This is a genomic window from Algoriphagus machipongonensis, assembly GCF_000166275.1.
Classification (GTDB): domain Bacteria; phylum Bacteroidota; class Bacteroidia; order Cytophagales; family Cyclobacteriaceae; genus Algoriphagus; species Algoriphagus machipongonensis.
This window is the reverse complement of the sequence record NZ_CM001023.1, coordinates 2,259,110-2,285,194: the sequence shown is the minus strand read 5'-3', so window position 1 is coordinate 2,285,194 and position 26,085 is coordinate 2,259,110. Positions and strand designations below refer to the sequence as shown.

The following is a 26,085-nucleotide window of genomic DNA, read 5'->3' as shown; positions in this document are numbered from 1 at the left end:
GTGATTTAAACAGCTGCAAAATTAACACCTTTCTACATGACTATCAGCCAATAAGCATTTTCTTTTGCGATTAAGCTTCCAAAGTACTCAATCTATACTTTTCTGATAAACAATTAGAGAAGAAATTTACCTATTTCTGGAAGTAATTTGAAAAACTTAATCCTCAAGTAACTTCGTGCTTTCTGCTTCTGGGAGTTCCTGTACCTCTTTTAACTTCCTTTGGATGGCACGCGTTCTTGCACCTACCAGTTTATCCAACTCCGAATTTGCCTCCCCAAGCTTTTTCTGGGTTTTGACTATCAGGTCTTCAAATTTGCCAAATTCTGATTTGACGGCACCTAAAATTTGCCATACCTCTGAACTTCTCTTTTGAATTGCTAAAGTTCTGAAGCCCATTTGAAGGCTGTTTAAAATTGCAGCTAAAGTTGTAGGCCCAGTCACCAAGACTTTATACTCTTGCTGAATTTGCTGAGAAAGTCCGGGCTCTCTGAGAATTTCCGCATAAAGGCTTTCTACCGGTAAAAATAGGATAGCGAAATCAGTAGAATAGGGCACTTGAATATATTTGTCTCTGATATCAGCTGCAGATTTTTTCACAGCTTTAATTAAATCCATCCTTGCTATTTCAATCTCCCTTTTATTCACCTGCTCATAAGCATCCACGAGTCTTAGATAGGACTCTTGAGGAAATTTTGAATCTATGGGGAGCAAAACCTGATGCTCATTCCCAGGCATTTTGACTGCAAACTCCACACGCTCACGGCCTGATTTACCTATCGCCGCATTAAGAATGTATTGATCTGGAGTAAGAACATTTTCTAAAATCGCCTGTAATTGATACTCTCCTAAAACCCCTCGACTTTTCACATTACTCAAAACTCGCTTGAGATCTCCTACTCCATTGGCAAGACTTTGCATTTCGCCCAAACCCTTTTGAACTGCCTGTAACTGATTACTAACCATTTCAAAAGATTGGCCCAATCTAGACTCTAAGGTCTTTTGAAGTTTTTCATCAACTGTTTCCCGAATCTTCTCCAGCCGAAGTTCAGTGGTCTTCATTAAATCCTCTTGTCTTCGATTGAGATCCTCGAATTTTTCCTTTTGAAGTGAATTAAACTCCTGAACGTTCTTGCTAAAAACCTCTCCAAATCTCTTTAATGCTTCACTTTGATCTCTGGAGCTTGCACGTTGGTTATCAAAAACTAATCGAAACTGGGTGATTAAATTTTCGTTTGACTCTCTCCTAGCCTGAGCCAAAGCTTTCTCCATTTCCTCACTCAACTGCTTCAATTCATTTTTCAGCAAATCAATTTCCCCCTTGCCATTTTTCTTTAATAGCAGTAGAAAAAGGGCGATCGCTTGAACAATAATTACAAGGATCAAAATAAAATCAGTGGACATAAGTCAAGTAATTTGGCTCACTAAAGTAGTCCTCACGTACTTCTATACCTAAAAAGGAAAGATAGGCCTTGACAGTTTCAGTCGGAATTTCCTCCATGGGGACATGTCCTGCCTGATCAAAAATCACCACGTTTGAACCGGAAATTGCTTTTTCTATGAGGTAGGCTTGCTTTACAGGGATCCAATGATCTTCTTTTCCCCACATAATCAAAGTAGGCATTTTCAAGACTTCGAAATCAAAATTATAATCCTTCGGCAATTGAATACGGTCTAAAGTTGCCTGACGGTTTCCTTCTCTCAACATCAATTCATAATACCGTTCAATTTGACTCTCTGTAATCTTCGTCTCATCAAAATAGACCTCTTTCACATTCATTGCAAAAAGGAATTTTGGAGTACATTTTAATAGCACTTTCGAGAATATCGGGTTGGAAGTCAACTTAAAAATCATTCCGTATTGCTCATCTTCTGGAGTTTCCTCAAGCTTTCTGATTGAGGTGACAGGCGCTCCAGAAGCGTCTATTAAATTCAAACTTAAAATTTTATCTGGCCTGGTGGAAGCCATCTGCATCGCCACTGCTCCTCCCATTGAATTCCCTGCCACATGAAACTTCTCCAAACCAAGATTTTCTGCCAAAGTCAATACTAGGTGACTGTAATCCTGAATAGAATACCTTTGCAACTCATCGGGTCCTGTTAAACCATGTCCAGGGAGATCCATCGAAATGGTCATAAAATAGGGACTCAACAGCTTTTGCCAATTCTCCCAAGTATGAAGAGATGAAAAACTTCCATGGACCAGAAAAATGGGATCACCCTCACCCATAATTCTTACGTGAACATTTTGTCCATTAACTTCGATATAATGAGATTCCGGAGTCGTATACTTTTGGTCAATTTCCTCACTAGAAATATCATTTCTATAGAGCAACATTAAAAAAAACACAAAGGCCAAAACCAATGTTGCAAATAATTTAACTATTCTTTGAATCCAAATCATATTCCTAACAGATAGCAATTCAATTGCTTAAATTTAAAATCTACAAAAAATCTCTTAATTCTCTATTTTGCATAAAAACCAAAACATTGTCTATTTCAAGTTTTTTTAAAAACCTCGGCCCAGGCCCTGTCATTGCAGCAGCATTTATTGGTCCCGGAACAGTAACAGTATGTACGTTGGCCGGAGTGAATTTCGATTACTCTTTACTTTGGGCACTGGGACTTTCCATTATTGCCACTTTGGCTCTTCAGGAAATTTCAGGCCGTATAGGGATAAGTACTGGACAAGATTTAAGCCAATTGCTTCGAGGCAGAAAATCTCATCCTTTATTCCGTGTTTTTTCCATGATTTTAGTCTTACTAGCCATAGTTCTAGGAAATGCAGCCTACGAATCAGGAAATATTACCGGAGCTAATTTGGGTTTAGAAATTTTTTGGAAGGCGCCAACGCTAGATTTTGGTCCTTTCAATTTACAAACTGGAAATTTCTTAATTGGTTTAATTGCATTTATCCTGCTGTACTTAGGAAACTATAAAAGCCTCGAGAAAATTCTTGTGAGCATGGTTATCCTCATGTCGCTGGCATTTTCAATAACCGCTTTATTAACAAAACCAGAATGGAAATCAGTTTTTGCCGGCTTTATTCCTCAATGGAATACAGCAGAATTTTTAACTATCGTATCCCTTATAGGAACAACGGTGGTTCCTTACAACTTGTTTTTGTATGCCAGCCTAGCCAATAAAAAATGGAAAAGCACCCGAGATATCTCCTGGATGCGAAAAGATATAGGTCTATCAGTGATCCTTGGAGGTTTGGTATCCATGGCTATCCTGATGGTCGGTGCCGCTAATACAAGTGAAGTGGTAAACAATGTCTTAGATGTCTCGAAAGGATTAGAGCCTATTTTTGGTTCTTTAGCAAAATACTTAATGGGAATAGGTTTTTTGGCTGCAGGCCTCACCTCTTCCATCACTGCACCGCTAGCCGCTGGTTTGGTGATTTGCGGGATTATGGGTTGGGATCAAGATCTTCAGTCACCTGCCATGCGAAAGTCAATTGGGTTAGTACTTTTACTTGGACTTGTATTCGCTTCTTTTGGTATCAAGCCGGTTCAACTAATTACACTCGCTCAACTAGCAAATGGAATTTTACTTCCCTTGATTTCTGCTTGGATTATCTGGATTGGAGCACAGGAAAAAATTATGGGTAAGTTCCACTCAAGCACTCTCCAAAATATATTTTACCTGGCAATATGGTTGATCACATTAACGCTGGGTTTAAAAAGTATAGGAGCTGTTTTTGGGATTTGGTAAAAGCAATTTTATAAATTTTCAGCACCAAATGTATCTCCTTGACTTAAATCTCCAGTCTCAAAACCTCTTCTAAACCATTTCATGCGTTGAGCTGATGTTCCATGCGTAAATGAATCAGGCACGACTCTACCACCTGCTTGTTTTTGAAGTCTATCATCACCAATGGCATTCGCTGCATTTAAAGCTTCTTCCAAATCACCTCGCTCCAGCCATCCATTTGATTTCTGACTGTGGTTTGCCCAGACACCTGCTAGGAAATCAGCCTGTAATTCAAGTTTTACGGAATATTGGTTATAGTCCTTTTCGCTCAATTGCCCTCTTAACTTTTGAACTTCATCAGTAATCCCCATGATATTCTGAATATGATGCCCTACTTCATGAGCAATCACATAAGCTTGAGCAAAATCTCCAGGGGCATTTAATTGACGCTCCATATCTTCAAAAAAACTTAGGTCTATATATAACTTTTCATCTGCAGGACAATAAAAAGGACCTGTAGCCGAAGAAGCCGTTCCACAGGAAGAGTTGACAGAATTTGTAAATAAAACCAAGGTAGGGTTACGGTAATTCTCCATTTGCTGATTCCAAACCTCTTCGGTATCAGCAAGAATGGTAGCACAAAATTCAGCTAACCTATCCTCTTCAGCTGTTGGCGTATAATTGGTTTCGGTGGTAAAGCCTTGGCCCCCCCCCATCATTCCTCCAATAAAGGAAAGCGGGTTAGTACCAGTCACCACAGAAAAAACCACAACAATTCCAACGATGATCAACCCGGTCTTGGAAAATAGGATTTTTAGCAAAGGACCAATCAGCAAGGGATTAAATCCTCCACCTCCCATTCCTGAACTTCTTTTCCCCCTTCTGTCATCAATATTGGAGCTTTGTCTTTTCCCTTGCCATTTCATAATGATATTTTTTGTTAGTTGATAGTAGCAAATTCAAACTGCATAAATACCAATCCTCTAAAAATAAATTGGAAAGGATATTCAATTGGAGTTAAAATTGATCAATTAAAATTAACTAATTTCCAAAATCACTAGTCAATCGATCTAATTAATTTGAATAAAAATCTTGAACCCATGAATCTAAAAAGTCCCATAATCACTACCTCCAAGAGGTTTTTCGTTTTACCTTTTCTTGCTTTAATTTTTGCTTTTCCAGCCCTTTCCCAAACAGGTGTTGGTGTGGAACCGATAAAAGGTGCAAAGCTTTTAATGGATGGCTCTGAGAAAATGCTTCATAAAAACTGGGAGTATTGGGAAGGACCGAGGTTCTCCAGCACCATGCCTATTAAGTGGCCAACAGCAAAAGACCCCATCAGCGGAGAATCTGTCATCAGCAGCAATGACCCTGCAGGAGCAGGAGGTAAATACGGAGCCGCAGATATTGTGACAAAACAAAAATACGAAGACTTCAGAGCCCATGTCGAATTCTTTGTCAAAGACCCGGGAGGGAATAGCGGAGTTTACTTACAAAACCGATACGAAATCCAGATTTTGGATGGAGATAACACGGATCATGGCATGGCGGCAATCATCAACGAGCAGATACCAACTTCCGATGCATACAATGGTACAGGAAAGTGGAATGCATATGATATTACCTTCAAAGCAGCAAGGTTTGAAAATGGAGTTTTAACTGAAAAAGCGCGAGTAACAATTTACTTTAACGGAGTTAAGATTCATGAAGATCAACCCATCCAACAAGTCTGGGGAGGTCCAAACTCCGGTTTAGATGGTGGAAATGATGGAGGAAAAGGAATCACCGATACCCCTGGAGGTTTAAAGCTTCAAGCTGAAGGCCATGATGTTTTTTATAGAAATATCTGGATCAAAAAATTGAATCTGGACGGAAAAAGTACTGATTTCTAAAAAGAGGAAATTAGAAAGGAAAAAGAAAGCCTCGGACGAATGCCCGAGGCTTTTCTGCATTTTAAACTGCATCAAACCCATTTTATTTATCTGCTTTCTGCAGAACTATCTTTTAATTCTTTTTCATTTATAAAAGGAATTGAAAACTCTAGATTTCTTACCCAAATCAACAATCGAGGAATTACTGGCAAAGCCACTAAAACTCCGCCGATCGCGAATAAATGGCTTGGGAATGTGAAATAGCTTCCTGAACTAAAAACTCCCAAAATCAGCACAGTACTCAAGGGCAGAGATACGGCTAGGATATTAATCCCTAACTCCAAGTTAAAAGTCCCCTCCTCCACTGTCACTTCTTTATCCCTTTCTAATTGTCGTACCGCAGACATATGAGCAAAAGGCCAAAAGGAACAGGCTGACAATGGAAAAACCACCGCGAGTAAGATTGCTGCTTCACTAGGCAGGTCTACCAAAGAGATGAAAATCCCAGAGATGATAAAACTGAATCCCGCTCTCAAGATTAGTACTGAAGCAATCTTTTGAATCTGCTCTCTTTTCAATATGACTGAAACACCTATGAATAAGAGCACTAAAGGCGTCATAATGTCCTTTAGCATCAAAACCGACTCTCCGATAAAACCAGGAAGGTTTTCTAATCTGTAGCCCATAGCTAGAATGATCAATGCGACAATTATCACCATGTTTATAGGTTCTTTAAACATAGAGATCACAAGCTCCTTGACTTTCTGTCCATTGGACCGACTACCTAAACCAAAGTTTTTATAATACATACTCATAGCAAACAGATAAGAGAAAATTAGTACATAAACTTTATTTCCTATATCTGCCAAAGCACCCCAAGCAAGGGCATCTTCGCCAAGGTATTCCAATAGAAATGGAAAACAGGATAACCCGGGTGCTAAAGAAGGAATCATTAACAACCAGGTTCGCGTTTCCGCTGAATCTTTCTTGAAACCTAGTAAAGGCAGTACCATTTTACTGCTGATCAGCATCATGGCATTCCAAGCCAAAATCAACAGGGGAAGAAACATCAATTCGGTATCGATGTCAATTTTGAGCAGAGCTACAAAAATCATTGCAGGCAAAGCCAAATCTAGAATAATCGTTTTTAGGCCTTTTTTATGGTCATCTTTTACCAACCTATTTTTGAGCAAATACCCAATTAAGATCAGTAATAGCAGAGAACATGTTTTTTGTAAGGCTAATGACATAAATTAAGTATTATTAGGCAGTCACTTTCTTGAATGTCTCTACGAAAATTTCCATCTCGCTTTTCGTTCCCATACTTACTCTACACCAGTCTTTATCATTAATGTTGAATACTCTGATACCAACTCCTGAATCATACATCCCTTTCATAAACTCTTTTCCATCCATAGCGATAGGGAAAATCATAAAACTGGTATGAGAAGGAATAATATCATAACCCAATGAGGTTATTGCATCATGGGTGAAGTGTCTACATTCAGAATTATACCCACGGCATTCTGTCAAGAACTTGTTTTGTTTCATACTAGCAATTGCTCCATTCAAAGAAGTCACACAAAGGCCCATGGTACTTCTTACATATTGGGTCACGCTCTCAATTCTTTCTGGTGTAGCTACCATATAGCCAATTCGCAAACCAGCCATTCCATGAATCTTACTGAATGTTCTGGCAACAATGACGTCTTTTCCTTCAGCAACTAATCCTACCATGGATTTTGATTCCGGATTTTCTAAAAACTCCAGGTAAGCTTCATCTACAAAAACAGGCGTTTTCTCAGATACTTTAGAACAAAATGCTTTTAGCTTTTCCGAGTCCGTAATAGAACCAGTTGGATTATTTGGATTACATACGTAGATAAGTTTGGTCTCTGCATCTATTGCTTTTTCCATAGCATCTAAGTCATGTCCATAATCCGAGGCTAATGGAACAGGCTTCCATGAACCTCCCATGGATTGAGCGGTATTGATCAAAGACATGTAAGAAGGATCTGCAGAAATAACATTCCCCCCATCTTTGAATCTTGTAATAGCTACTTTCTCCAACAAATCAGTAGAACCAGGACCTAGCATAATATGATCTGGAGAAACTCCTTCTTTCTCAGCAATCATATCTATTAAAACTTTTGCCTCTCCATGACCATATCGGTTTCCTATACCAGCTGTATTTGCAATAGCTTTGACCACTTCTGGTGCTGGACCATATGGGTTTTCATTGGCATTCAATTTTGCCAACATTTTTGGTTCTGAAATCGGGAAATCAGGCAGATATTCACCCAAAATACTTTCAGGTGCATAATGAAAAGCTCCCGAGGCTGCTTTCTTTGGTAAAGCAAATGATGGAGATGCCACCAACGCTCCCGCAGACAGCAAACTCGTTTTCATCCAATCTCTTCTGTTCATTGACTTGATCATGTTTTCAATGGTTAGGGTATATATTTCTAAAAGGGTTTCTTAATAACAATACCGTATGCAACCCAACCTGGGAAATTCATACGATTAAACTTAAGGCATCTAAAGCCTTTGAATGGGTTATTTTATCCGAAAAAATTCCGGTTGGGGTGGGTTTACTATTAAAAACAACAAATTTTCATCAATTCAATTAACACTGGGTCAATTTTTAACTGATTAAATCTATTTTTCTGTTAAGGTATAGAAATTAGGTTTAAAAATAAACCATTAACAAAAGGATTTTTGTTTAAAAATTATTTTTAGGGTCTTTTTTAACCCTTAAAAAAATTATTATTGAAAAACTTCTTTTAGAATGCCCGTATTTAACCCCACCATTTGCCATTCATTGATTTCAAGATCCAGGCATACCATCATTCCTGGCTGCATATTCAAATAACTTTCTCCAGAAATATGTGAAACCAAAAGACTGATAATAGGATTATGCCCTACGATTAGGCAAGAATTATGAGTAGAAGGAATATTTTCAATCAAATTGATCAAAGCCCCTAAATTCCCTTCATAGATTTCCTTTAAAAAAATTTCCTCTCCTATTGCTAAGTAGGACTCCATAATTTTTGCGGTTTCCATAGTCCTTTCAGCAGTGGAACAGTACATAATATCTACTCCCAAAGACCTACTTTTAAGCTCAACCCCCATCCTATGCAACCTTTCGATCCCTCTTTGCGTCAATTGCCTTTGGAAATCTGTTCCATCTGAAAAACCTGCTTCTCCATGTCTTAATAAAAATAATTGCTTCATTGTGATTGATTTAGGAACCTTAAATAGAAGTAATATTTCGCAAAAATCTCACCAAATAGAAGGATAGAATTTTTATTTATTTTGATTAAAAAACTAAGCCCTCTATTTTTAGCAATCCAAATCGGGCGTTTTAGCCCAAAAACAAACAGCTTTTTATGTCGAAAAACCTTGTTATTGTCGAGTCCCCTGCCAAAGCAAAAACCATTGAAGGTTACCTTGGTAGTGATTATAAGGTTGTTTCAAGCTACGGCCATGTGAGAGATCTCCCTAAAGGAGATAAAGCAATTGATATTAAAAATAGGTTTGAACCTACCTATGAGGTTACTGCCGATAAAAAGGATGTAATCAAAAACCTGAAGGCAATGGTGAAGGATTCAGAAATGATCTTCCTAGCCAGTGATGATGACCGCGAAGGAGAAGCCATTTCCTGGCATTTAAAAGAGGTTTTAAAGCTTAAGGAAGAGCAAACTAAGCGAATTGTCTTCAGAGAAATCACCAAAAATGCAATTTCCAAAGCCATAGAAAACCCTCGTGGTATTGACTATGACTTGGTCAATGCACAGCAAGCGAGACGTATCCTTGATCGATTGGTAGGTTTTGAACTTTCTCCAATCCTTTGGAAAAAAATTAAAACTGGTTTATCAGCCGGTAGAGTTCAGTCAGTGGCTGTTCGTCTTATTGTAGATAGAGAAAGAGAAATCGAGCAGTTTAAGGCTAAGTCCAGCTTTAGAATTACTGCGCTATTTGAAGTAGAAGGAAAAGTATTTAAAGGAGAGCATCCCAAGCGTTTTGAAACGAAAGAGGAAGCTGAACAATTCCTAAAATCTTGCCTGAATGCTGAATTTTCAGTTGGTAACCTAGAGAAAAAACCTGGTAAAAAATCTCCAGCTGCTCCATTCACCACTTCTACCCTACAGCAGGAAGCAAGTAGAAAGCTTTACTTTTCGGTTGCACAAACCATGTCGGTAGCACAGAAGCTTTATGAAGCAGGTAAGATTACCTACATGCGTACTGATAGCGTCAACCTTTCGGAAGACGCAATGAATTCTGCTAAAAACGCCATTAATAATTCTTATGGAGATCAATACCATAAGGCTAGAAAATATTCAACAAAATCTGAAGGAGCTCAGGAAGCTCACGAGGCCATCAGGCCAACAGATTTTTCTGTAAATGAAATTTCTGGAGATAGAAATGAGCAGCGTTTATACGACTTAATCTGGAAGAGAGCCATCGCCTCTCAAATGTCCGATGCTGCCTTAGAGAAAACAACAATCACAATTGATATCTCCAATTCAGATCAACACCTAGTGGCAACTGGCGAGATCATCAAGTTTGATGGATTTCTTAAAGTATACTTAGAAGACACTGATGATGAGCCAGAAGATGAGGATAATGTAAATAAGTCACTTCTTCCACCTTTGGAAATCGGTCAAGGCCTAGGCCTAAAAGAGATGAAAGGGAAAGAAACTTTCTCCCGTTCGGCTCCAAGGTATACGGAAGCTTCACTTGTGAAAAAATTAGAGGAGTTAGGCATCGGTCGTCCATCTACTTACGCACCAACTATATCTACCATACAGAGAAGAGAATATGTCATCAAGGAATCACGAGATGGCACGCCTAGAAAATATGTGGAAATGGTTATCGCCGATTGCAATTTTAAAGACGAAGTAAAAACAGAAATTACAGGAGCTGAGAAGCAAAAGCTTTTCCCGACCAATATAGCCATGGTCGTAAATGATTTTCTTGTGGAGCATTTTCCAAATGTGATTGACTTCAGTTTTACTGCTCGAGTAGAAAAGGAATTTGATGACATCGCCACTGGAGGTCAGGATTGGCACGATATGATTCAATCATTCTATGGCAACTTCCATCATAATGTAGAAGAAACAGAGCAAGTTTCCAGACAGGATATCAATACGAGCAGAGAACTTGGTAAGCATCCGGAAAGCGGGAAACCGATGATTGCAAGATTAGGCAAATTTGGTCCGCTTGTTCAAATCGGAGATAGTGAAGATGAAGAAAAGCAGTATGCTAGCCTTAAAAAAGGGCAATTCATAGAAAACATCACGCTCGAAGATGCTTTAGAGCTATTTAAGTTACCTAGAGACGTGGGGATGTTTGAGGATAAGAAAATGGTTGCAGCCATTGGAAGGTTTGGTCCTTATATCAGACATGATGGTGCTTTCTTCTCAATCGGGAAAGAGCTAGACCCATTGAGCATAAATGAGGAAGAGGCGATTGAAATCATTAAAAACAAGCGTGAAGCAGATGCCAAAAAGCATATCAAATCATTTGATGAAAACCCTGAAATCCAGGTATTGAATGGCAGATGGGGGCCTTACATAAAGATGGGTAAGAAAAACTATAAAATCCCAAAGGATAAAGTTGCTGAAGACCTGACTTACGAGGAAACAATTCATATCATAGAAAACCAGCCTGAGCCTAAAAAGAAAGGTCGATTTGCTAAAAAGAAAAGCTAATTCAATCAGTCAAGTCAGTCTTATTTTATGACAATGAGATTATATCAAAGACCAAAACCAGTGTTTCAATACCTGATTTTGGTCTTTTTTTTAGGGCTTTCCCCAATTCTTTTGAAAGCTCAAAACACTTTAAAAGGAAGAGTTTTGGAATATGGCACCAAGGCTCCTATTCCTTATGCGAGTATTTTTCTTACCAACACCACATTAGGAGTTACAGCTGATGAAGAGGGTAAATTCTCTTTAAAAATCCCAGACGGAAGCTTCGATGTGATTGTGAGGATGCTGGGTTACGAATCAGTCAACTTCTCTATAAACACAAATGAACTTCCAGCAAGTGGATATCAGGTTCAGTTAAATACTATGGATCAAGAACTTGAGGAAATAGAATTAGAAGTAGAAAGAGATCCAATTTGGTACAGAAACTTGGAGTATTTTAAATGGTATTTTATTGGTTCCTCAAAAAATGGTCGTGAAGTAGTCATAGAAAACGAAAAAAAATTACTTCTGGATAGAGATACTAACCCTAATATTTTACAGGTAAGTGCAAAAGAGCCCATTCTACTTGACAATCCTAATTTAGGCTACAAAGTAGAATTTCTATTGGTTGACTTTCAGTACAATTTTAAAGAGGAAACCATCCTATACAAAGGCTATCCCCTATTTATTCCTTATAAGGATCTGGGTAAAAGCAAACAGAAAAAAATAGCTAAAAACAGAGCAGAGGCATACAACGGCAGTTTACAGCATTTTATTCATAGCCTATATTTAGGAATTAGTCAAGATGAAGGTTTTGTTGTGAGAAGACTAAAAAAGATTCCCAATCCTGAAAAACCAACCAAAACCGAAATGGATGAGGCGCGGTTAATTTTCAAAACCAGCACATCTCTAGAAGTAAAAGACAGCATTCAGACACATTTTTTATCTAAAGCACATCTTTCAGACAAAATTGAGATCCTAGATCAAAATGAATTAGACCCTGAAAAACTTCTAGACAGGCATGAAAACGGAAGGGTTTTTATCCTATTTGAGGATCAAATTCATATCACCTACCTTAACGAAACTTTACCCAGAGAATACGTGGGAGCATCTGCAGGAAGAGATAAAAAATCACCTCAAATTTCGAGATTAAGAATAACTGACCCAAAAGTAGAAATATTTTTTTCCGGGAGTTTTGATGACCCACTTGGAATCATGGTAGAGGAATATATGGCTTGGGAAAGAGTGGGTGATCTTATGCCTTGGGATTACGTACCCATCAGAGGGAAATAGATTCCAATGATTTTCGTTTAACAGAAAGTTGACAAATCTTGAAATTTTTAAACTTCAAAAATTAATAAGATGAGTAAGAAGAAGTTTGTAGTACTATCAGGGGCGGGTATATCTCAAGAAAGTGGAATCAAAACCTTTCGGGATAGTAACGGCCTTTGGGAAAACCATGATATCATGGAAGTTGCCTCGCCTCAAGGTTGGAATAAGAACAGAGCTTTGGTACAGGAGTTTTATAACCTCCGCAGAAAACAAGCACAAGAATGTCAACCTAATACTGCTCATATAAAATTAGCTCAGTTAGAGGATAAATTCGACATCACTATAATTACACAAAATGTCGATGATCTTCACGAGAGAGCAGGGTCTTCAAAGGTAATTCATCTTCACGGGGAACTTAACAAAGCCCAAAGTAGCTTTAACCCTGATTTAGTTTATCCATTGGATCATTGGGAAATCAAGGAAGGGCAACTATGTGAATTGGGAAGTCAATTAAGACCTCATATTGTTTGGTTTGGGGAAATGGTGCCGAAAATGTCTGATGCTATCGAGGAAGCCGCAAAGGCAGATATCTTTTTAGTGATAGGTACTTCTTTACAGGTTTACCCTGCCGCAAGCATTATAGAATATGTACCTTCTACAGCCAAAAAATTCTTGATCGACCTACAGATCCCAGATTATAAACTAGATCCAAGTGTTATTTGTATAGAAAAAAAGGCCAGCGATGGAATGAAGGAACTAGAAAATGTTATTTTAGAAGAATAATTACAGCCCAGAAAATCTTTTTTAAATCTAATTTTTACATATGGCATCCAAAAAATCAACCTGGCCTGTATTTCAATTTAATGAAAGTAAGGATACCATTTCTCTGCTTCATTTATGGATCCAGATTGTGGGGAAGGTAAAACTAAAAAAGTCACCTTGGCAAAATCATTCCTGGCATGGTGCGTTGCATGTTAACTACCAAGGGCTGACAACTAATTCCATTCCTTATGAAAATGGAATTTTTGAAATCATGTTTGATTTTATTCATCATGAGCTGAAAATCAAAACTAGTTCAGGAACAAGAGACCGCTTTTCTTTAGGTGGACAAACCGTAGCAAGTTTTTATGAAATGCTAATGGAAAAACTTGAATTCTTAGGTATAGAAGTTACAATAGACGACATGCCGGAAGAAGTAATAGGCGCTATTCCATTTTCTAAAAACACAAAAAAAGTCCCTTACCAAGCCAATGAAGTGCAGAAATTCTGGAAGGTATTGGTGCACACTCAAAATGTACTTACTAATTTCAGAAGTGGGTTTATTGGCAAACAAAGTCCTGTTCATTTTTTTTGGAACTCTTTTGATTTGAGTTATTCAAGATATTCTGGAAAACCTATATCCTCACCAGAAAATACTGAAGGTGAAAATGATTTGAATGCTCAGGAAGTTTTTAATGTGGGATTTATGCCAGGAAACTTGACATTTCCCAATCCCTGTTTTTTTACTCAATTGAAACCTACACTCCCATCTATTAAGGATCAAAAAGTAAGTCCTGAGGCTGCAGAATGGAAAGATGAATTGGACAGATTTATTTTGCCATACGATGTCGTTCAAAAATCTGACTCCCCAAAAGAAACTTTACTATCATTTTTACAAAGCAGCTATGAGGCCTGCGCAAACCTTGCTGAATGGAATAGAAAAGAGCTTGAAGCAAATAGAGCAAACGAAATTTGATTTTGGATTTAAATCCAAATAGTTTTTGAAATTCTAACTGACTAAATAAAGTGGTTTTTCAGATTAGGCATTGACTTGAACTGAAAGACTTTCATGGGGCAAGTTTAATTTGTTCCTGCTAACCCAGAAATGAAGACCATTTCAGAAGCCCTAGGTTTTTATTAGAAAGATTGGTGTTTTAAATTCAGGAAAAGCCTCTTGAACTTGCTAGTTTTAGGACTGATTCAACTATTTTGGTAACTATTTACTTTACATACACCCAATAATCCAGATTCTATGCAAATTAATGACCACAATCCACTTCCTACTTATCACGCTGATCCGAAGAGATATGATCAGATGAAATACAGAAAGTGCGGAAATAGTGGATTAAAATTACCTGAAATCAGCCTTGGCTTATGGCATAATTTCGGTCATAATTCAGACTTTACTTTAGGAAGAAAAATTTTAAGAAGAGCTTTCGACTTGGGGATCACCCACTTTGATCTTGCAAATAATTATGGCCCTCCATACGGAGCTGCTGAGGAAAATTTCGGAAGAATTTTTCAAAAAGACTTTCTTACTTACCGGGATGAGTTACTAATTTCCAGCAAAGCGGGTTGGGATATGTGGCCAGGACCTTATGGGAATTTTGGTTCAAAAAAATATTTGATCGCTAGTTTAGACCAAAGTCTAAAAAGGATGGGACTTGATTATGTAGACATCTTTTATCATCACAGACCTGATCCTGAAACGCCTTTAGAAGAAACCATGGGTGCTTTGGACCAAATTGTAAGACAAGGAAAGGCTTTATATGTTGGGATTTCTCAATACAGTGCAGAAGACACGGTTAAAGCCTATGAAATTCTTGAGAAAATGGGAACGCCCCTATTGATCCATCAACCTCGGTATAGTATGATGGATCGTTGGGTTGAAAATGGTCTAATGGATGTTTTGGGTGACAAAGGAATTGGAAGCATTGCTTTTTCACCTTTAGAACAAGGTTTATTGACCAATAAGTATTTGAAAGGTATTCCAGAAAATTCTCGGGCAGCAAAAGACGGGAGGTACTTGAAGCCAGACCAAATCTCTGAAGAGAAAATAAAAATGGTCAGTAAGTTGAATGACATTGCCCAAACTAGGGATCAAACTTTGGCACAAATGGCGATAGCATGGCTGCTAAAAGACCCTAGAATCACATCAGTTTTGGTGGGTGTGTCAAAGCCAGAACAACTTGATGATAATGTTAAAGCTATTGCCAATTCAACATTTGGCCCTGCAGAAATCACTCAGATAAAATCCCTTATCGGAGCTTCATGAAAGTAACCTCCAACCGAAGTGCCTTGACATTGATCGTTCTAGCTCAATTTCTTGGCACTTCTCTTTGGTTTGCAGGAAATGCCGTAGTACCAGAATTAAGTCAGCTTTTAGAGGACAATTCTTTATTGGCCCCTATTACATCTGCTGTACAGTTTGGTTTTATTTCAGGCACTTTTTTCTATGCTCTTTTTTCAATTCCAGATAGATTTTCCCCCATCAAAGTATTTTTGACTAGTGCTATCCTAGCTTCTGCAAGTAATTTGATGATCATATTTCTTCCGCTGAAGATTGAATTCATACTCGTTTGCAGGTTTTTTGTCGGAGTCTTTTTGGCTGGAATTTATCCAGTTGGGATGAAAATTGCAGCCGATTACTTCGAAAAGGGCTTGGGAACTGCTCTAGGCTATTTGGTTGGAGCTTTAGTGCTAGGGACTGCATTCCCCCATTTAATCCAAGGTTTAGACCTTCAGCTATCTTGGAAGATTATTTTTATATGCACTTCGGTTTTAGCGATTATTGGTGGGCTATTGATTTATCTATTTGTTTCCGACGGCCCCTTTAGAAAGAAAAACCAAAAATTTGAAATTAGCTTAATCCCTAAACTGAGTAGAATTACTTCACTTAAAAGTGCTGCATCCGGCTATTTCGGCCATATGTGGGAGCTATATACCTTTTGGGCATTCGTACCGATATTTATCAGCTTTTTATATGGAGAGGAGTTTCCCCAAAATCAAGTTTCTTTTTTATCCTTTCTGATCATTGCGATCGGTGGAGTCTCATGTGTTTTCGGGGGTATTTTATCTACGAAATTTGGCAGTAAAAATATTGCCCTTTTTGCTTTACTCGGTTCATGTGTCTGTTGTCTTCTAGCTTTCTTTGTTCCTTCCTTCCCATCCTTTTTCTGGATTATTTTTCTGCTGGCCTGGGGAATTCTAGTAACTGCAGATTCCCCCCAGTTTTCGACTTTGGTTTCTCATTCAGTTCCTGCAAAATACAAAGGCACTGCCTTGACATTAGTAAATTGCTTGGGGTTTGCTTTAAGCATTGTAAGTATACAAGTTGGTCAATACTTGCTAAACTGGATTCCGGTGAATCAAATGCTCGCTTTATTGGGAATAGGGCCTTTAATCGGCTTATTTTTATTTAAACTTTTCCAAAAGCCTAACCTATTGACATAAAAAAAGAGGCTAAGAAGCCTCTTCCAATTAAATAGTCAAACCGGACTATCGAACTACATTTTCTAATGTAGCAAGGTAAACCCATTTTTGGTCTCTAGAGTTTAAACCTTCATTTACTGCCTTTTGTTGTGCTACAGACTGATTCATATCCTCATATTCCTGAGAATTGAAAAACTGCATATAATCCTTATACATATTCATGGTTAAATGAGTGGATTTTGCCTGAGAGCCAAGAGGAAGTGCAGTCCTCAAAAAGCTCCAGTGTCCCATCATACCTTGTTCAATCTTATTTTGATGGATAGGCCTAAAGACTTCCATTTCGGCTTGCTCATAGGCTTCAAACATCCCCTCTCTAGCTTTCATTAGATCAAAGGAGGCAAGAACACCAGGTTTCATTTGAAAATCATCACTTGTACCGACAATTTCCTTCATATAAAGCCTCATAGGTGTATCCTTGATGTCTAAAGCATTTTGAAACAAGTTCGCTACTTGAGCATCATTCAGGTGTGGATAGGCTATTTTTGTGTAATCCATCATGGCCGATTCATCAAGACCATTCATCATATTTACAGGATCATTGTAATAGGTAATCATGATGTACTGGAATGCTTCCTGATCAGCTCCAGATTGAAGGGACCAAAAATCCCATCCTTGAATTTTTCCATCTGTCAATGCTTGTCTATAAACCTTTTCCATAAGGTCTTTAAACTCGATGTAATCAAAGATCTGATCATCTTCTACTTTGATGAAATCAAATACCAAATATTGAGTTTGCTGGGCACGAATTCCTCCAGCCATCAATAATCCAAAAATTAAAAATAGAACAATCTTTTTCATAGTCATTTGGGTTTAGGGTAAATTGTGCTTCACTATAATTTAAAAAATAATTCTGTTAGAATCCTCATATAAGAGAGATTATTTCTTTTTATTGATTATTTCGGCAAAAAAGCTAATTTTAATAAAGTAGGACAGAAAATGTATTTTTTCTAAAGGATTATTGCTCTACTTGGAATATTAATAAATAAACCCAAAATAAAATGACAGGAATATCAAGAAGATCATGGATAAAAAGAGCTTCACTTGGGAGTAGTTTGGCTTTATTTGGAGTCTCAGAACTGACAAATTCACTTACAGCAGCTGAAATCCGAAAGTACAATCCTAGAAAATTGGACAATCCTATTCGCCTAGGTTCAAATGAAAACCCTTACGGACCTTCAGAATCTGTAAGGAATGCCATGCAATCTCACTTTGATCTTGGTTGTAGGTATCCATGGAGTTACAATAGTGATTTGGTCAAAATGCTATCCGAAAAAGAGGGTGTTCCAGAAGATCATATCGTATTGGTTGCCGGATCCACCGAAGGATTAAAAATCACTGGAATCACTTTTGGCTCCGGTGGAGAAATTATTTCATGCTCCCCTACATTTCTAACCATGATGACCTATTCTGAACTTTGGGGAACAGACATCAATTGGGTCCCCTTAACAAAGGACTTGGATTTTGATTTGGATGAAATTGAAAAACGAGTGTCATCCAAGACGAAATTGGTATTCCTATGTAACCCTAACAATCCCACAGGGAAACTATTGCCGGCCGATCGTGTTCGCGACTTTTGTGAAACAGTGAGCAAAAAAGCAATCGTTTTTTCTGATGAAGCCTACTATGACTACATCACAGAGCCAAATTACCCTTCCATGCTGGAATTGGTAAAAGAGGGGAAAGATGTGATTGTTTCGAAAACCTTTTCCAAGGTATATGGCTTGGCTGGTATCCGATTGGGATATTTGATTGCTAAGCCTGAAATCGCAAATAAATTAAGAGATCGTGTAGTTGCTAATACAAATATTATGGCCATTGAGGCAGGAAAAGCTGCTTTGAAGGATACAGATTTTTACAATTTCTCAGTTTCAAAAGCCAAGGATACCAAACAAATGATTACTCAAACCTTGGATGAATTGAAGCTTCCATACCTCGAGTCACATACGAATTTCTTATTTTTCCATACCGGAAGAGACATAATCCAGCTAAATGAGGAATTCGCCAATAAGGGTATTATCATCGGACGTCCTTTCCCTCCTCTCAACGACTGGTGTAGAATTTCTACAGGCACCCTAGAGGAGGTTTCCTTATTCAATTCAACTTTAAAAGAAGTGTTTGGCTAAATGATTCCATCAACATTACGATTAGAAAATGAAAAAATCCTGCTTAGACCTTTATCTGAGCAGGATTTTGTTTCCCTTCAAAAACTATGTAAGAATCCAGAAATGTGGACTTGGTTTACTCAAGATTTGAGCACTGAATGTGGTTTTTTGGAATGGGCTAAACCAGCAATGGATGGCCAAAGACTCCAATTTTCTGTGGTTGAAAAAACAAGTGGAGAATTAGTAGGTTCAACTGCTTTCGGGAATTTCTCTTCCCAGGATAAAAGATTGGAAATAGGTTGGACCTGGTTGGGAGAGGCATTCCATGGCACTGGAATCAATAAAGAAATGAAGCTTCTGATGCTAGACTATTGCTTTGAGAAATTAGCATTGGAAAGAGTGGAAATCAAAACTGATGTATTGAACCTTCCAGCTAGGTATGCATTAAAAAAACTTGGGGCTGTGGAAGAAGGAATTTTAAGAAGCCACACATTAATGACTAAAGGAAGAAGAAGAGATACGATTTATTACAGTATTCTTCCCCAGGAATGGAAGTTGATTAAATCACAAAACAGAATCTAAAACCTTGATTTGTTCTGGCTTAAATGTGGGTATAAACTGTTTTAGTATATAAAAAGTCTCAGGCACAGAGGGTACCGGTTCTAATTTTCCCAATATTTCTGTTTCAGAAAGGCTTGCATCCGAATAGAAGCCATATTTACTTAATATTCCTCGATCAAAAACACAGGCGGCATATTCTTCTTCTGATTTGCCTGGAATAGTCAGTAAGATTTCTTTCTGGCTTTCTTTTATTCTAGCGACCAATTCTGCCACCCTCAAATTATAATCATTCGGTTTGGATTGAGAAAAGCATTCTCCCTGACAGCTATTATAATCTCCAGGCTTACATGCAGCTTTTCTAATGCCACATAGCCGAGGGCATAAATCGAAATTATCTATGGCCTCTTTTAAAAAAGCGTGTGCCTCATCGGATGAAAAAAATGACTCTAAGGGTCTTAGATGCTTGGTCACTTTAGCAATTTGAAATCTACTAAAACCTGAATTATCCTCATAGTGAAATAATCCCCACATGGTCTTGGGAAGTTTTAAAGCATTATTGTACTTAGGCCATATCCTTTTGATTTCCAGAGCCTCAAGTAGTAAAGCCAAAAATTCAGTTCCAGTGATTTCCCATTTCAAATCTACCACTTCCTCTTTAAGTTTTTGCTTGAGACTAGGAAGCAACTGTCCTGAAAAATGGTTTTTAAACCGCTCTTTTATGTTAATCGCTTTGCCTACATAAACTACATTCCCTTTTTCATTCATCATATAGTAAACCCCACAAGCCTCTGGTATTTTTCTATACTTGGTAATCGGGAAATTAGGAGGTAAAAATGCCTCACCACTATTTTTTTTGAGTGCCTGAAAAACAGTCTGGGAATCTTTTTTCAGCATTTGGTCAAAAAGAATTGCAGTAGCTCTAGCATCCCCCATAGCTCGATGGCGTGCTAAAATCGGTATTTTTTGAGTTTCACAAATTCTCCCCAAACTATACGAACTAAGACCAGGAATAATTTTCCTTGCCAGCCTTACGGTACATAGTTTATCTACTTTAAATTCCCTTCCAATAGCATTGAAACAGGCTCTTACGAAACCATAATCAAAATTGACTGAGTGAGCTACGAACACCCTACCATGGAGTAAATCCCAAAGTTTATCGGACAACTCCTCAAAAGTAGGTGCGTCAGAGACCATGGAATTATCTATCCCTGTTAAACCCGTGATATAGGTAGGAATATCCTGCTCTGGATTGATCAAGGATTCAAACTCCTCTATGACTTTCTCCCCATCATGGATAAGAATTGCAATTTCAGTGATACCACAAGTTGATGCGGCACCTCCGGTTGTTTCAATATCTACAATGGCAAATTCCATATTGCAAAGTAATCAAATGTCTTATTAAGCAATGACGATTGTCATTAACTGGCAAACATGGGAATGAAACTTAAAAGAAACCCCTATCTCACATAGGTAGCGATCAACTTTTCTGCACAGCGCTCGCCATCCATTGCCGCTGAAACGATTCCTCCTGCATATCCAGCTCCTTCCCCACATGGATAAAGTCTTTTCAACTCTAAATGTTCAAAAGTCTCCCGATTTCTAGGAATTCTTACGGGAGAAGAAGTCCTGCTTTCTACCCCAATCAATTGAGATTCATTGGTAAAGTAACCTTTCATTTTTTGTCCAAAGGACTTGAATGCCATGGCTAGTCTAGCTGAAATAAAATCAGGTAGAACCGCTCTCATATCCACTGAATTCAACCCTGGTTGATAAGAAGTCTCCAGTAGAGTAGAACTAGTTCTATTTTGCACAAAATCCACCATTCTTTGTGCGGGGGCTGTTTGAGTCTCCCCCCCTGCCTTCCAGGCACTTTTTTCCACATCCGCTTGAAACTTCATCGCAGCCAAGGGACCAAATTTCTGATATTCAGGAATATCTTCAAGCTCTACAGATGCTACGATTCCAGAGTTGGCAAACTTACTATCCCTTCGACTAGGGCTCATCCCATTGACAACGAGCTCGCCTGGAGAGGTAGCTGCAGGGACAATATATCCACCAGGACACATACAGAAGCTAAAGACTCCTCTTTGTACCCCTTTGAAATTTGTCTGTGTGACTAGGGAGTAGGCAGAAGCTGGTAGATAGGAACCTCTATCCCCATTACAATGGTATTGAATTTTATCAATCAGACTTTGAGAATGTTCGATTCTGACACCCAGTGCAAATGGTTTAGGTTCGATTAAAACCTTTCGTGTATTTAACAATTCAAAGATATCTCTGGCTGAATGCCCAGTGGCCAAAATAACGCCTAGTCCTTTTATCTTATCTCCATTTTGAGTGACAATTCCTTTGATCTCATCTCCTTCTATGATTAGATCATCGACTCTACAATCAAAATGAATTTCTCCTCCATAATCAAGAATAGTTTTTCTTAATTCAGTGACTAAAACGGGCAACTTGTTTGTGCCAATATGAGGGTGTGCATCCACCAATATTTCCTCAGTAGCACCATGAGCTACGAGGATTTCCATGATTCTTTTAATATCCCCTCTCTTTTTGGAGCGGGTGTATAATTTCCCATCAGAATAGGTACCAGCTCCACCTTCTCCAAAACAATAATTAGATTCAGGGTTGACAATATGCTCTTTGGTAATCGATGCCAAATCCCTACGTCTGGCTCTTACATCTTTACCCCTCTCAAGAACTATGGGCTTCACTCCTAGTTCTATTGCCCTTAATGCAGCAAATAAACCTGCAGGCCCTGCTCCCACTATAATAATAGGATCCGAATTAGAGGTGTTTTGATATGTGGACTCGTAATCCAAAAGAGGTGGTACTTCCTCTTTGATAAAAAGTTCTGCTTTAACATTCACTTTTACCTGACGTCCACGGGCATCGATTGACCTTTTAACCTGTCGACCAATTGCTTCCTCCGTGTCAATGGATAGACCTGCTTTTTTGAGAAGAGTTTCTTGAAAAGTTTTGGGATCAAAGGCCTCTTCAGGCCGTAGTTGAAGGGTAAATTCTTTCTTCATGGTAAGGTTTTTATCCTTAAATATTCACAAAGATAGCTAGGATTATGGTAATGGGTGAAAGGTTTTTGATTTGAGATGTATAAATGAGTAGTGCTGTTTGAAGAGACTAATGATAGGAGTTGGAGGTGAGAAGTGGAAAGTTGGAGGTAATTTATTGGAAACGGATCTGACTCCCCCTTGGAGAAGGAATTTTGATTGGATGAAAGTCGATTTTAAAGGGGGTTAGGGGGATTTTGTGTAGGATTCAGGATTTGACAAATGATGAAATTAAAAGACCCCATAGGGGGGCAAAGCTTCATACCTGCCTGCCGGTAGGCAGGGCCTAGTCCCCGATAATTATCGGGGTCAACCCTGGGTAAAAATAAGATTATTAATCCCCCAGCGCTGGCCCGGGCTCGTCATACGGAGACAGAAACATTATGCCAGCAAGATGTAGGTGATGCATGAATAGTACAGCTACTAGAGAAACACCACAGCATGATAGTCCTGCTTCTGGAGAAGCAGGACAACTAGGCTAAGGCCTGCCTACCGGAGCTTGGTGGGAAGTTGTAGGTTGTTGGTTGTTAGTTCTGCCACGGCAGATAAGTTTTGATTATTGGAAACGAATCTGACTCCCCCTTGGAGAAGGAATTTTGATTGGATGAAAGTCGATTTTAAAGGGGGTTAGGGGGATTTATTGTTGGATTTAGGATTTGACGAAAGATGAAATTAAAAGACCCCATCGGGGGCAAAGCTTCATACCTGCCTGCCGGTAGGCAGGGCCTAGGCCCCGATATATATTGGGGTCAACCCTAGGTAAAAATAAGATTATCAATCCCCCAGCCCTTGCCCGGGATTTTCAAGCGGAGATGTAAAGTTTTTGCCAGCAAGAAGTCCTGAAAACCGAAAAGGAGATCCTAGCATATTGGAAAAGGAAATATAAAAATTGTAAAAAATAATTTTCAATTCTGCACAATTAATTCTCTTCCAACTTTTGAAGGCCAAAAGTTGGCAAAAGCCTTTGTCGCAGCAAAGCTTCTCCCGCATAAAGCCAACAGCCTGCCCCGCGGCTGCGACAGCCCCTCGCACAGGCAAAGTGACGTTTTTTGGACAGACCCCATAGGGGTCAAAGATTTCAATAACCTAGGGTTTTAACCCTAGGTATCAAAAAGAACATGAATCCCCAGCGCTGGCCCGAAATCGTCTCTCGGATACGAAAACATTTCGCCAGCAAGATGTCGATGAACGATAGATAGTCCAGCTTCTGGAGAAGCAGGACAACGAGGAACTTTTTTAAAAATCATAAATGGTCTGTGAAGACACAGACCAGGTCGAGATGGAAAGCCCAGCTACTGGAGATCCAGCACAAATATCAATCCCTGAAGGGGCGAAAGTTAATTAGCCATGGGTGAAGCTTTGGCGAAACCCATGTTAAAAAGAATAAAACCCAATTCCCTCGGCGAAGGATTAAATTAGAAAGACAATCGCTATTTCCGAGGTTGAAAATGCCTATTGAATATGAAAAAGTTAAAGGCCTACCTACCCGAGGTAGGTTACTGGCTAAAAAATTAATTCAATCTATCCAGTACCTCAAACCTTGAGGAGTTTGAAATAAATTCTGGAACAATAACTTTAAGATGGCCTACCAAATCATTTTCAGAATTTTTACCTATCAATTCCAAGAAGAATTCTATTTGGCCATCAATTTTATGATAAGCTACCGGAGCTACTTGAGCAATTTTTATTTTTGGATGGTGCGTGATTTTCACTGTTTCAAAGTCATTCAATAACTCCTCATACAATTTCTCTCCCTCTCTTAATCCTGAAAACACAATTTTGATATCCTGATCTACTTTCTTGCCTGAAAGTTGAATCATCTTCTGCGCTAGATCTAAGATTTTTACAGGTTCACCCATATCAAATACATAAATCTCTCCACCTTCACCCATGACACCTGCCTCCAATACCAGCTGGCAGGCTTCAGGAATCGTCATAAAGTATCGAGTGATATCTGGATGGGTCACTGTAATCGGACCACCATGAAGTATCTGCTTTTTAAACAATGGGATTACTGAACCATTTGATCCCAAGACATTTCCAAATCGAGTGGTAATAAATTTGGTATGGTACTTTTTATGATTTCTTTCTAGGTATTCATTCAGCGCCTGAACATACATTTCTGCAGTTCGCTTACTAGCCCCCATCACATTTGTTGGGTTAACAGCTTTATCCGTGGAAACGAAAACGAATTTGTCTACCTGCGTTAATACGGAAAGATCTGCAAGAATCTTTGTTCCCATGACATTAGCATGAACAGCTTCCTCTGGATAATTCTCCATCATAGGCACATGCTTGTATGCAGCTGCATGGAATACTACCTGAGGTTTAAAAGATCTGAAGACTTCCTTCATTTTCTTTTTATTCCTCACATCACCCAAAATAATTTTAATTGGGCAAGCTGGCCATTTCTCTTTAAACTCCTGTTCTACATCATAAAGAGCTGATTCCGCAATATCCAAAAGAATCAACAATTTAGGATCGTAATGGGATATTTGTCGACAAAGCTCTGAACCTATGGAACCAGCCGCGCCAGTCACCAAAACCACTTGCCCCATCAAATCCTCTTGAATTCGTGGATTGTCTAATTTGATTTGCTCTCGGCTTAATAAATCTTCAATTTTTATCTCACGAATCGCACCTGCAGTTAAACCACCATTTATCCACTGATCCACTGGTGGGACTATAGAAACAGAAACCTTTAAGCGAAGGCATTCATCAATAATTTCATTTTTCCGCTGCATAGATAAATCCCTCACAGCAATTATCAATTCAGTTATATTATGCTGTTTCACTAACCTTTCAAGATCAGTCAACCCGCGAAATATCCTTTTCCCATCTATGTTTTTACCTTCCTTTTTAGGATCATCATCTAAGAATGCAACCGTATTGAAAAGACTTTTACTATCCCTTTTGATGGCTTCTTGAGCAATGATCCCTGCCTCACCAGCTCCGAAAATGATTCCATTCTTTAATTCTTGCTCCGTAATTCCATTTTTCAGATAGACGAACAATTCCTTTACCAATAGTCTATAGAAGATCAGCATAAACATGGCCGATAAACTAGCGATGATCAGAACGGAGGTAGGTAATAGAAATCTATCATTCAGGAAATTCCCATGAAAAAAATTCAAGAAGAGAAATAATACAAAGTTTATGATAACCGTTTTAAAAATATTGGAACCATCTCTAAACCCAGTATGCCTAACAATACCTTCATAACTCCTGGTATTTTGCATTACCAAGAGCCCTCCTACCATAAAAGTAAAGGATCCTGCAAAAGCATCATTTTGTTCGATCAGAGACAATTCAAAGTTGAATCGCACCAAATATCCAAAAAGTGCACATTGCAGCAAGATGAAAGAGTCCAAAGTGGCTATAATCCATCTAGGGAGGATTTTTAGCCGAGTCAAAAAATTCATAGTAAAGGTTGGTTCAAAGGCTAACGGTTAAAATCAAACATTTTTAAACTAATCCTCAAATATATCACAAATTACGAAGATTATTATGTTTCTCCCAAAGAACCTTATCTGAATTTCAAATTATTCCAATATTATTTTGCATTATTCATAAA

At 38.5% G+C, this 26,085-nt stretch carries 20 protein-coding genes; 10 read left to right on the top strand and 10 right to left on the bottom strand.

The genetic code is table 11. From position 1 onward, the window contains the following. Positions 1-156 precede the first annotated feature (156 nt). Together rmuC and ALPR1_RS09595 are read right to left on the bottom strand one after the other, a co-directional pair. Positions 157-1,401: a DNA recombination protein RmuC gene (rmuC, locus tag ALPR1_RS09600; RefSeq protein WP_008200269.1), complete on the bottom strand. Its 1,245-nt coding sequence runs from the start codon at positions 1,399-1,401 to the stop codon at positions 157-159. Then, a complete protein-coding gene (locus ALPR1_RS09595) occupies positions 1,391-2,401 on the bottom strand; it encodes an alpha/beta fold hydrolase (protein ID WP_008200268.1) in 1,011 nt (336 codons plus the stop codon). Before ALPR1_RS09595 ends, rmuC begins: the two co-directional genes overlap by 11 nt. Before the next feature lie 86 nt (positions 2,402-2,487). Between ALPR1_RS09595 and ALPR1_RS09590 the strand changes: the two genes are divergently transcribed. Beyond that, on the top strand, positions 2,488-3,714 hold the full coding sequence (locus ALPR1_RS09590; RefSeq protein ID WP_008200266.1) for an Nramp family divalent metal transporter: 1,227 nt from the start codon (positions 2,488-2,490) through the stop codon (positions 3,712-3,714). Positions 3,715-3,722: 8 nt separating this feature from the next. Here the strand turns inward: ALPR1_RS09590 and ypfJ are convergent, their stop codons facing one another. Further along, on the bottom strand, positions 3,723-4,619 hold the full coding sequence (ypfJ, locus tag ALPR1_RS09585; RefSeq protein WP_008200264.1) for a KPN_02809 family neutral zinc metallopeptidase: 897 nt from the start codon (positions 4,617-4,619) through the stop codon (positions 3,723-3,725). 174 nt (positions 4,620-4,793) lie between these two features. On the opposite strand from ypfJ, the gene ALPR1_RS09580 reads away from it, so the two are divergent. Continuing rightward, positions 4,794-5,585, top strand: a complete 792-nt coding sequence (locus ALPR1_RS09580) for a 3-keto-disaccharide hydrolase (RefSeq protein WP_008200262.1) — start codon at positions 4,794-4,796, stop codon at positions 5,583-5,585. An 86-nt stretch (positions 5,586-5,671) separates the two neighbouring features. Here the strand turns inward: ALPR1_RS09580 and ALPR1_RS09575 are convergent, their stop codons facing one another. The 3 genes from ALPR1_RS09575 to ALPR1_RS09565 all read right to left on the bottom strand — a co-directional run bounded on the left by ALPR1_RS09575 (position 5,672) and on the right by ALPR1_RS09565 (position 8,798). After that, on the bottom strand, positions 5,672-6,814 hold the full coding sequence (locus tag ALPR1_RS09575) for an AEC family transporter (RefSeq protein ID WP_008200260.1): 1,143 nt from the start codon (positions 6,812-6,814) through the stop codon (positions 5,672-5,674). Positions 6,815-6,827: 13 nt separating this feature from the next. Then, on the bottom strand, positions 6,828-8,003 hold the full coding sequence (locus ALPR1_RS09570) for a pyridoxal phosphate-dependent aminotransferase (RefSeq protein WP_008200257.1): 1,176 nt from the start codon (positions 8,001-8,003) through the stop codon (positions 6,828-6,830). Positions 8,004-8,330: 327 nt separating this feature from the next. After that, on the bottom strand, positions 8,331-8,798 hold the full coding sequence (locus tag ALPR1_RS09565) for a SixA phosphatase family protein (RefSeq protein WP_008200256.1): 468 nt from the start codon (positions 8,796-8,798) through the stop codon (positions 8,331-8,333). Positions 8,799-8,953: 155 nt separating this feature from the next. Between ALPR1_RS09565 and topA the strand changes: the two genes are divergently transcribed. The 6 genes from topA (at position 8,954) to ALPR1_RS09535 (ending at position 16,738) form a co-directional block, all read left to right on the top strand. Further along, positions 8,954-11,278, top strand: coding sequence for a type I DNA topoisomerase (gene topA, locus ALPR1_RS09560; RefSeq protein WP_008200254.1), 2,325 nt, complete (start codon positions 8,954-8,956; stop codon positions 11,276-11,278). A gap of 27 nt (positions 11,279-11,305) precedes the next feature. Next, entirely contained in the window at positions 11,306-12,547 is a 1,242-nt protein-coding gene (locus ALPR1_RS09555) for a carboxypeptidase-like regulatory domain-containing protein (protein WP_083796146.1), read from the top strand. A 69-nt stretch (positions 12,548-12,616) separates the two neighbouring features. After that, positions 12,617-13,309 (top strand): SIR2 family NAD-dependent protein deacylase, encoded by a 693-nt coding sequence (locus tag ALPR1_RS09550; RefSeq protein WP_008200250.1) that lies wholly within the window; start codon positions 12,617-12,619, stop codon positions 13,307-13,309. Between the two features lie 40 nt (positions 13,310-13,349). Then, positions 13,350-14,261: a DUF5996 family protein gene (locus ALPR1_RS09545; RefSeq protein WP_008200248.1), complete on the top strand. Its 912-nt coding sequence runs from the start codon at positions 13,350-13,352 to the stop codon at positions 14,259-14,261. Positions 14,262-14,537: 276 nt separating this feature from the next. Then, complete coding sequence (gene mgrA / locus ALPR1_RS09540; protein ID WP_008200246.1) at positions 14,538-15,560, top strand: L-glyceraldehyde 3-phosphate reductase; 1,023 nt, start codon at positions 14,538-14,540, stop codon at positions 15,558-15,560. Then, positions 15,557-16,738, top strand: a complete 1,182-nt coding sequence (locus tag ALPR1_RS09535) for an MFS transporter (RefSeq protein ID WP_008200244.1) — start codon at positions 15,557-15,559, stop codon at positions 16,736-16,738. The genes mgrA and ALPR1_RS09535 overlap by 4 nt, the downstream gene beginning before the upstream one ends. Positions 16,739-16,783: 45 nt before the next feature. Here the strand turns inward: ALPR1_RS09535 and ALPR1_RS09530 are convergent, their stop codons facing one another. Then, positions 16,784-17,575, bottom strand: coding sequence for a hypothetical protein (locus tag ALPR1_RS09530; RefSeq protein WP_040302712.1), 792 nt, complete (start codon positions 17,573-17,575; stop codon positions 16,784-16,786). A 200-nt stretch (positions 17,576-17,775) separates the two neighbouring features. Here ALPR1_RS09530 and ALPR1_RS09525 point away from each other — a divergent pair, with 200 nt between their 5' ends. Together ALPR1_RS09525 and ALPR1_RS09520 are read left to right on the top strand one after the other, a co-directional pair. Beyond that, positions 17,776-18,900: a pyridoxal phosphate-dependent aminotransferase gene (locus tag ALPR1_RS09525; protein ID WP_008200240.1), complete on the top strand. Its 1,125-nt coding sequence runs from the start codon at positions 17,776-17,778 to the stop codon at positions 18,898-18,900. Beyond that, on the top strand, positions 18,901-19,461 hold the full coding sequence (locus ALPR1_RS09520; RefSeq protein WP_008200238.1) for a GNAT family N-acetyltransferase: 561 nt from the start codon (positions 18,901-18,903) through the stop codon (positions 19,459-19,461). It abuts the gene before it with no gap. Here ALPR1_RS09520 and ALPR1_RS09515 read toward each other — a convergent pair. The 3 genes from ALPR1_RS09515 to ALPR1_RS09500 form a co-directional block, all read right to left on the bottom strand. Beyond that, complete coding sequence (locus ALPR1_RS09515; RefSeq protein WP_008200237.1) at positions 19,444-20,814, bottom strand: exonuclease domain-containing protein; 1,371 nt, start codon at positions 20,812-20,814, stop codon at positions 19,444-19,446. The genes ALPR1_RS09520 and ALPR1_RS09515 overlap by 18 nt on opposite strands. An 83-nt stretch (positions 20,815-20,897) precedes the next feature. Next, a complete protein-coding gene (locus ALPR1_RS09510; RefSeq protein ID WP_008200235.1) occupies positions 20,898-22,475 on the bottom strand; it encodes an NAD(P)/FAD-dependent oxidoreductase in 1,578 nt (525 codons plus the stop codon). Positions 22,476-24,022: 1,547 nt separating this feature from the next. Then, positions 24,023-25,933, bottom strand: coding sequence for a polysaccharide biosynthesis protein (locus ALPR1_RS09500; protein ID WP_008200230.1), 1,911 nt, complete (start codon positions 25,931-25,933; stop codon positions 24,023-24,025). Positions 25,934-26,085: the final 152 nt, after the last annotated feature.

What these genes read in the sequence shown, in the direction of transcription:
- ALPR1_RS09500 (WP_008200230.1), bottom strand. Translation starts at nt 25,933, where the DNA reads ATGAATTTTTTGACTCGGCTAAAAATCCTCCCTAGATGGATTATAGCC.
- ALPR1_RS09545 (WP_008200248.1), top strand. Translation starts at nt 13,350, where the DNA reads ATGGCATCCAAAAAATCAACCTGGCCTGTATTTCAATTTAATGAAAGT.
- ALPR1_RS09580 (WP_008200262.1), top strand. Translation starts at nt 4,794, where the DNA reads ATGAATCTAAAAAGTCCCATAATCACTACCTCCAAGAGGTTTTTCGTT.
- mgrA (WP_008200246.1), top strand. Translation starts at nt 14,538, where the DNA reads ATGCAAATTAATGACCACAATCCACTTCCTACTTATCACGCTGATCCG.
- ALPR1_RS09575 (WP_008200260.1), bottom strand. Translation starts at nt 6,814, where the DNA reads ATGTCATTAGCCTTACAAAAAACATGTTCTCTGCTATTACTGATCTTA.
- ALPR1_RS09510 (WP_008200235.1), bottom strand. Translation starts at nt 22,475, where the DNA reads ATGAAGAAAGAATTTACCCTTCAACTACGGCCTGAAGAGGCCTTTGAT.
- ALPR1_RS09565 (WP_008200256.1), bottom strand. Translation starts at nt 8,798, where the DNA reads ATGAAGCAATTATTTTTATTAAGACATGGAGAAGCAGGTTTTTCAGAT.
- ALPR1_RS09535 (WP_008200244.1), top strand. Translation starts at nt 15,557, where the DNA reads ATGAAAGTAACCTCCAACCGAAGTGCCTTGACATTGATCGTTCTAGCT.
- ALPR1_RS09550 (WP_008200250.1), top strand. Translation starts at nt 12,617, where the DNA reads ATGAGTAAGAAGAAGTTTGTAGTACTATCAGGGGCGGGTATATCTCAA.
- ALPR1_RS09520 (WP_008200238.1), top strand. Translation starts at nt 18,901, where the DNA reads ATGATTCCATCAACATTACGATTAGAAAATGAAAAAATCCTGCTTAGA.
- ALPR1_RS09555 (WP_083796146.1), top strand. Translation starts at nt 11,306, where the DNA reads ATGACAATGAGATTATATCAAAGACCAAAACCAGTGTTTCAATACCTG.
- ypfJ (WP_008200264.1), bottom strand. Translation starts at nt 4,619, where the DNA reads ATGAAATGGCAAGGGAAAAGACAAAGCTCCAATATTGATGACAGAAGG.
- ALPR1_RS09530 (WP_040302712.1), bottom strand. Translation starts at nt 17,575, where the DNA reads ATGAAAAAGATTGTTCTATTTTTAATTTTTGGATTATTGATGGCTGGA.
- rmuC (WP_008200269.1), bottom strand. Translation starts at nt 1,401, where the DNA reads ATGTCCACTGATTTTATTTTGATCCTTGTAATTATTGTTCAAGCGATC.
- ALPR1_RS09515 (WP_008200237.1), bottom strand. Translation starts at nt 20,814, where the DNA reads ATGGAATTTGCCATTGTAGATATTGAAACAACCGGAGGTGCCGCATCA.
- ALPR1_RS09595 (WP_008200268.1), bottom strand. Translation starts at nt 2,401, where the DNA reads ATGATTTGGATTCAAAGAATAGTTAAATTATTTGCAACATTGGTTTTG.
- ALPR1_RS09570 (WP_008200257.1), bottom strand. Translation starts at nt 8,003, where the DNA reads ATGATCAAGTCAATGAACAGAAGAGATTGGATGAAAACGAGTTTGCTG.
- topA (WP_008200254.1), top strand. Translation starts at nt 8,954, where the DNA reads ATGTCGAAAAACCTTGTTATTGTCGAGTCCCCTGCCAAAGCAAAAACC.
- ALPR1_RS09525 (WP_008200240.1), top strand. Translation starts at nt 17,776, where the DNA reads ATGACAGGAATATCAAGAAGATCATGGATAAAAAGAGCTTCACTTGGG.